Genomic DNA, 5584 nt, shown 5'->3' with positions numbered 1-5584 from the left:
TCATCTTCTAACTCTTGCGAAGGTTCCAAGCTCAACCTACCCAGAACATCAGATATTTTAGTTTCAATTAATAAAAGTTGGTCATCATTGTTAGACTTTGTTTTATTCTCCAGCCACTCTTCATATGCTTCGTACGATCCATCGAATACTGTTATCTTACCATCTTTTATATCAATTATTTTTGTAGCTATATTTTTTACTAACATTCGGTCGTGAGTAACAAATAGAATCGTTCCATGATAACTTTTCATTAATGTTTCTAGCGCTTCTAAAGCTGCAATGTCTAAAAAGTTAGTCGGCTCATCTAAAACGAGCATATTCACCTCACTTAAAAATAGTTTAGCTAAAGCTAGCTTTACTTTTTCACCACCACTTAATATGCCTACCTTTTTATAGACATCTTCATCCCAAAAATGCATTCTTGCTAAAACTGTTCTTATTAATGTCTCATTTTGACTAGAGGTCGATTGTACATTTTCTATGATTGATTTCTCATCATTTAGGATGGTTAAGTGTTGAGAGAAGTAACCTATCTTTACTTTTTCTGGAATTGTCACTCCTTCATCTTGCTTCACTATTTTTTTAAGCAACGTTGTTTTACCTGAGCCATTTTTTCCAATGATAGCAACTTTATCTCCTCCATATAAATATAAGCTAAAGGGTTCCCAGAGCTTACGTTCTTCAATCTCTCCCTTAATATTTTCAGCACGTAATACAGATTGGTTTGTTAAGTTTTCTTCATTTAACATATCCATCTTAATTTCAGGCAGCTCTTTCACCTTGTCAACCTTATCCAATTGTTCCAGTCTTGTTTCTAAAGCTTTTGCCGAACTTCTCAGCTTTTTCTGTATGTTGGCGTAGTGGGTTTTAGCACCCACTATTCTCGCTTCAGATGAACTTAGATTCTTAGGTTTTTTTGTTGCTCGTTGAGCTCTTTCTTCTTTTTGACGTATTGCTCTTTCTAATTTTTGTTTCTCACGTTCATACTTTTCAAATTCAGTTTGTTTTTGTTTTTTAAGTATTTCTTTTTGCTTTGCATATTCATCATAATTTCCTTTAAATATTTTTAACGTATTTTTTTCAATTTCCCATATGTCAGTACATACATTATTTAAAAATGTCCGATCATGAGATACTACGACAGCTGCTCCTTGATAGTTTCTTATCTTTTTTTCTAGCCAAGCAATTCTTTCCGTATCTAAGTGTGTTGTCGGTTCATCTAAAAGCAGTAAGCCTGGATTCCCATTGAATGCGTTCTGTAAATATTGCTGTGTTATTTCGCCACCACTTTTCTCCAATCTTGATTCTTTAAATTGTGGCACTAATTTCACAGAGGTAAAAGGAGAGATATTACCTTCATCAGGTAATTCTTCACCTGTAATAATTTTTAATAGGCTTGTTTTTCCTGTTCCATTCCTACCTACTAAGCCTATACGTTGATTATCATGCACTTGTATTAAATCAATATCAAATAGCACTCTGTCATGTAATTGTTTTTTGATTGATGTTCCTTCAAATAATAGCATAATCCCATCTCCTTATTTTGAGGGGATATAAAAACCCCCTAATTCCATTCAGAATAGGAGGTCAGTAAAATTTGTAAGTATACACCTAAAAAAGCATTACAAAATTAGGGTAAACCACATTGCACAATACAATCCTATTCTGAAAATGATACATAAAACGCTCCACAAATAACCTAGCTTAAGTTATTGACTCACTATTTTATGTTGATTTTCTTTAATAAATAGGATTAATTGTTCATTGTGATATAGTAACACCCTTTCTCGTATCATTTAATCTAAATATAAGCTTTCTATATGTCTCTGTCAATATTTCTATGCTTTACTTAGATAAGAAATTAAATCTTATTCTGATCAAAGCGAAAATAACTAATCGGATGGGAGCTACAATTTAAGAGATTCCCGAGCCATCTTTCTGGAATGTTTTCTAAACTACTTGTAATGTTTTCTCTTAATTCATTTTCTCGCTTCTCGTACAGCAAACTTGCTTAACTATTATCACGAACATTTCTAGTCTAACATTGGCTACTAATAACGCTTAGACAAACATTTTTCACCTAAGTGTTCAATTTTTGTTACGATAAGCTGTGAATAGAGATAAGGTTCTTTATCTACCATCTCCAACCTGTATGTTATATTGATTTAACGTGATGTTAAATTTCTTCTAAAGTAACCTCTTTATGTCTTTGAATTTTTAATTTAGTTTGTTTATCTTGTTCGCTTTCAGAAAGAATAACATTCGCACTAAATTTACCATGCTTGAAATTACTTCCCCAACTGTTCCAAGCAATTTGTTTATTAACTGCATATACGTTTGATGTACCTGATTTATATACATCAATGTATTGCTTATCTTTAAGCAATTTAACGGCTCTTGTTACCGTTGAAGTACTTACTTCGAATTGTTCCTCTAAGACTTTATAAGAGCACATTACAGCGTTGTATGAATCCATATTATTTATTAAGAATTTAAAAATTCTATATGCTATTGGTGATTTTGCCATTAGCCAATCTTCTGCTTTATAAGCGTCTTTATTTAACTGTATCCACCTCTTGTAAGGACTGTTTTTATCTCTCTTGCGAATTTCCTTTTCGATTTCTTCTTCCTTCTCCATTTGGATCTTACGCTCTTCAAAACTCATAGAATTAGGTTTTAGAACTTCTCTTTCTGCTCCTACATGTATTTCAGCCATTATTACTTTCTCCCCTTTTTCGAATATGTAACACGCTGTGATACGTATATGTATCATTTTTGATACAACTTGTATCATTACTGACCATGGTGTGATTAGTATACTGCTCATTTATGGTTATTCTATCGTCATTAATGACCATTCTATGATATTGTTTGACTAAAGTCAAGTCTTATAGTGACTATCTAGTGCTCTAATACTAGTCACCCCATGACTAGTATAGTAATCACACCATGACTAGTAAAAAACGCTCTATCCATTGATATGACAACAACTAGCTTATATTCACTCTTATATCTTCTATAAGGCACTTTTCTACATGCAAGGGTCGGGTAGTATTTTTTAGGAAAACCACCTAAAAAATCTCCACGCCTTTACCCCTTGCATTCCGAAATTTTTCGGCTGTCTAGGCTTCGCCGAACGACCGATATACGAAATAGGGATATTGAGTATTCGCTCGTTCGCTTGTCCAGTGTAGCCGAAAAACCGTTAAGAGTGTCGGCGATAATGTGATTCTTTCGCTATGTATAGAATTCGTTATGCGGGGGCTAGCCCCCACACCCCCAGCCTCACTCCCTCAACCGAAATAGGGGGGAAAGACCAAGTTCAAAGGCATTGCGAAATATGGTTAAAAGCTTTCTGACTGGAAGAAAGCTAAATATGGTATGTGTCAATGGTAAATCGCAACGGAATGGGTCAGCGGTTTTTGCTGATCCATGAAGTGAGAATTTAAGGAATTGACACATACGCAAAAGTACCCTCTTGGCTTGTCGAAAAACCATTTTTTCGACCTGCCTACCGGCGAGGGAGCCCCCGAAGATTCGGGGGTTGGGGGCTTGATATGTGAAAGTTTTTGGGGTTGCCTTTTTTCAAAAAGGCAAGGTCTTAATCCCCCCATGTAAATGGGGGTTAGGGGGCATTTTTGCGACAGCAAAAACAAGCTTATTTGGGTACCAAATATAGAGCTTGCCAATCCTCACAATACAAGTTACAATGAGAGTGAATAGCGAGCATTTAATTTGTATGATATGCGATTGAAAAATGAGCATAGTGAGGTGGTTGTATGTCGGGAACGAGGAAAGAAAATCGGGCGAGTAGTCGGCAGATTAAATTTCGAGTGGACGACAGCGAATATGAAAGGTTACAGCAAATTGCTGATACGTTTCATATGAGCGTGCCAGCTTTTGCAAAAAAGCGGGCAATGGGCTATCGAATGAAGCCATCGAAAATTGATAAATCGGGGGCAATTGAGATAGCAAAGCAGTTGCGAGCAATTGGGAACAACGTGAATCAATTGACTAGGCGAGCAAATGCAAGCGCTGGGGCGATTGATAGCGAAGAATTACAAGCTATCAAAAAGGAGTTGCATGCAATATGGCAACAATTCAGCTAGGTACAACTCGTTCTGCTAGTCGATTATGCAACTATGCAGAAAAAAGGGCAGTTGTGAAAGATGGCTATAATCTTGATATTGATTATGCAAAGTCACAAATGAAGCAAACAAGGGAACTTTTTTCTAAAAATGATGGAATACAAGCACATCATGTTATCCAGTCATTCAAACCTAACGAGGTTACACCAGAGAAAGCGAATCAAGTAGGTTTAGAATTAGCTGAGAAATTAGCTAAAAACCATGAAGTAGCTGTTTACACACATGCAGATAAAGACCATATTCATAATCATATCGTGATAAATTCAGTTAACTTTGAAACTGGTAAAAAGTATCAAGCACATGGAAAGGAAGCAATTGAGCGTGCTAGATCATTGAGCGATGAAGTATGCAAAAATCATGATTTATCAATAGTTACAGAGCATAACGCTAGTGTTCGTCATACTTTGGCAGAACAACATTTACTAGAAAAAAATAAACCATCTTGGAAAGATGAATTGCGTGAAGCGATTGAATACTCTCGAAATAATTCAACAAACTTTGATAGCTTTAAAAAGCATTTAAATGACGTTTACGGGGTCGAAACGAAATTGAGGGGTAAAACACTTAGTTTTAAACATCCAGAACGAGAACGCTTTATACGGGCTAATAAATTGGGTGCTGACTATGAAAAGGAGGGGCTAGAAAATGTCTTTACAAGACAAGCTGAACGAGAACAGGAGCATGAGCGAACTGTTTCAAGAGACCAGGGAACTCAACGAACTAATGAAAAGTTATATCAGAGTTCACATGAACGAGGAAATGGCGAAAGAAGTCACGATTCACAATCAATTGAATCAAATCCAGTCGAAATCGGACGAAGTCATGAGGAACATGCAGTCAATCTTGAACGAGCAAGAGAAGATGTTGAAAGAAAACACCGAAGTTTTGCAAAAGATTTTGATAGATGGACACGAGGAAATTCAAAGGAACAACAACAGGACCATTCAAGCACTGGGGGAACTTCAAAAGACGAACAACGCTCAATTGGAAGAAATGAACGAGGAAATCAAGTCGAGCGTGAGGAACATGCAGAACAATCTAAACAGCGTCGTCAAAAAAGCAAGACAAGAGACGATGGACTTAGTCTCTAGTGCAAAGCATGGGGCATTGGTTACGAATATCATTGATGCTTTAAAATATGGTGTTGCTACAAGTGCAATTACTGTTCCAATTCTCTATTTGCTCCTTAGTTAATTAAAAAGACTGGCTTTATGCCAGTCCTTTCTGCTTTAGCTCTAGAGGGTTGTAAGCTATGTTATCCAATATTGTCAAGTCTGTATAGGACGAATAGATAAAGTGGATGTATTTTCGATTTTAGTGAAAGGCTCGTATGCAAGGACATGTCGACTTAATGGGACGTTCGTGGGAACATATCAATAGGTTTGCTTTATTCCCCTCTAGTCAGTTCTTTCTTTTCTTTCAATAATCTTTGAAAT

4 protein-coding genes are annotated in these 5584 nt (G+C 36.1%); 2 read left to right on the top strand and 2 right to left on the bottom strand.

The window, feature by feature from the left end:
* Both KA867_RS11275 and KA867_RS11270 read right to left on the bottom strand, forming a co-directional pair.
* Nucleotides 1-1526, bottom strand: a 1526-nt coding sequence (locus tag KA867_RS11275) for a Vga family ABC-F type ribosomal protection protein (protein ID WP_210138071.1), incomplete at its 3' end; no start/stop codon positions are given.
* Nucleotides 1527-2176: 650 nt separating this feature from the next.
* Nucleotides 2177-2827, bottom strand: a complete 651-nt coding sequence (locus KA867_RS11270; RefSeq protein ID WP_015059961.1) for a replication/maintenance protein RepL — start codon at nt 2825-2827, stop codon at nt 2177-2179.
* A 952-nt stretch (nt 2828-3779) separates the two neighbouring features.
* On the opposite strand from KA867_RS11270, the gene KA867_RS11265 reads away from it, so the two are divergent.
* Together KA867_RS11265 and KA867_RS11260 are read left to right on the top strand one after the other, a co-directional pair.
* Nucleotides 3780-4109 carry a MobC family plasmid mobilization relaxosome protein gene (locus KA867_RS11265; protein WP_032495715.1) on the top strand — a complete coding sequence of 110 codons (330 nt, stop codon included), beginning with the start codon at nt 3780-3782 and terminating at the stop codon, nt 4107-4109.
* Complete coding sequence (locus KA867_RS11260; protein ID WP_032495716.1) at nt 4091-5239, top strand: relaxase/mobilization nuclease domain-containing protein; 1149 nt, start codon at nt 4091-4093, stop codon at nt 5237-5239. The genes KA867_RS11265 and KA867_RS11260 overlap by 19 nt, the downstream gene beginning before the upstream one ends.
* Nucleotides 5240-5584: the final 345 nt, after the last annotated feature.

The sequence above is a fragment of the Staphylococcus sp. GDH8C109P genome, from assembly GCF_017893405.1.
Taxonomy (GTDB): Bacteria; Bacillota; Bacilli; order Staphylococcales; family Staphylococcaceae; genus Staphylococcus; species Staphylococcus cohnii.
Note: the sequence above shows the minus strand (reverse complement) of the source record. Positions and strands in the feature narration are given on the sequence as shown.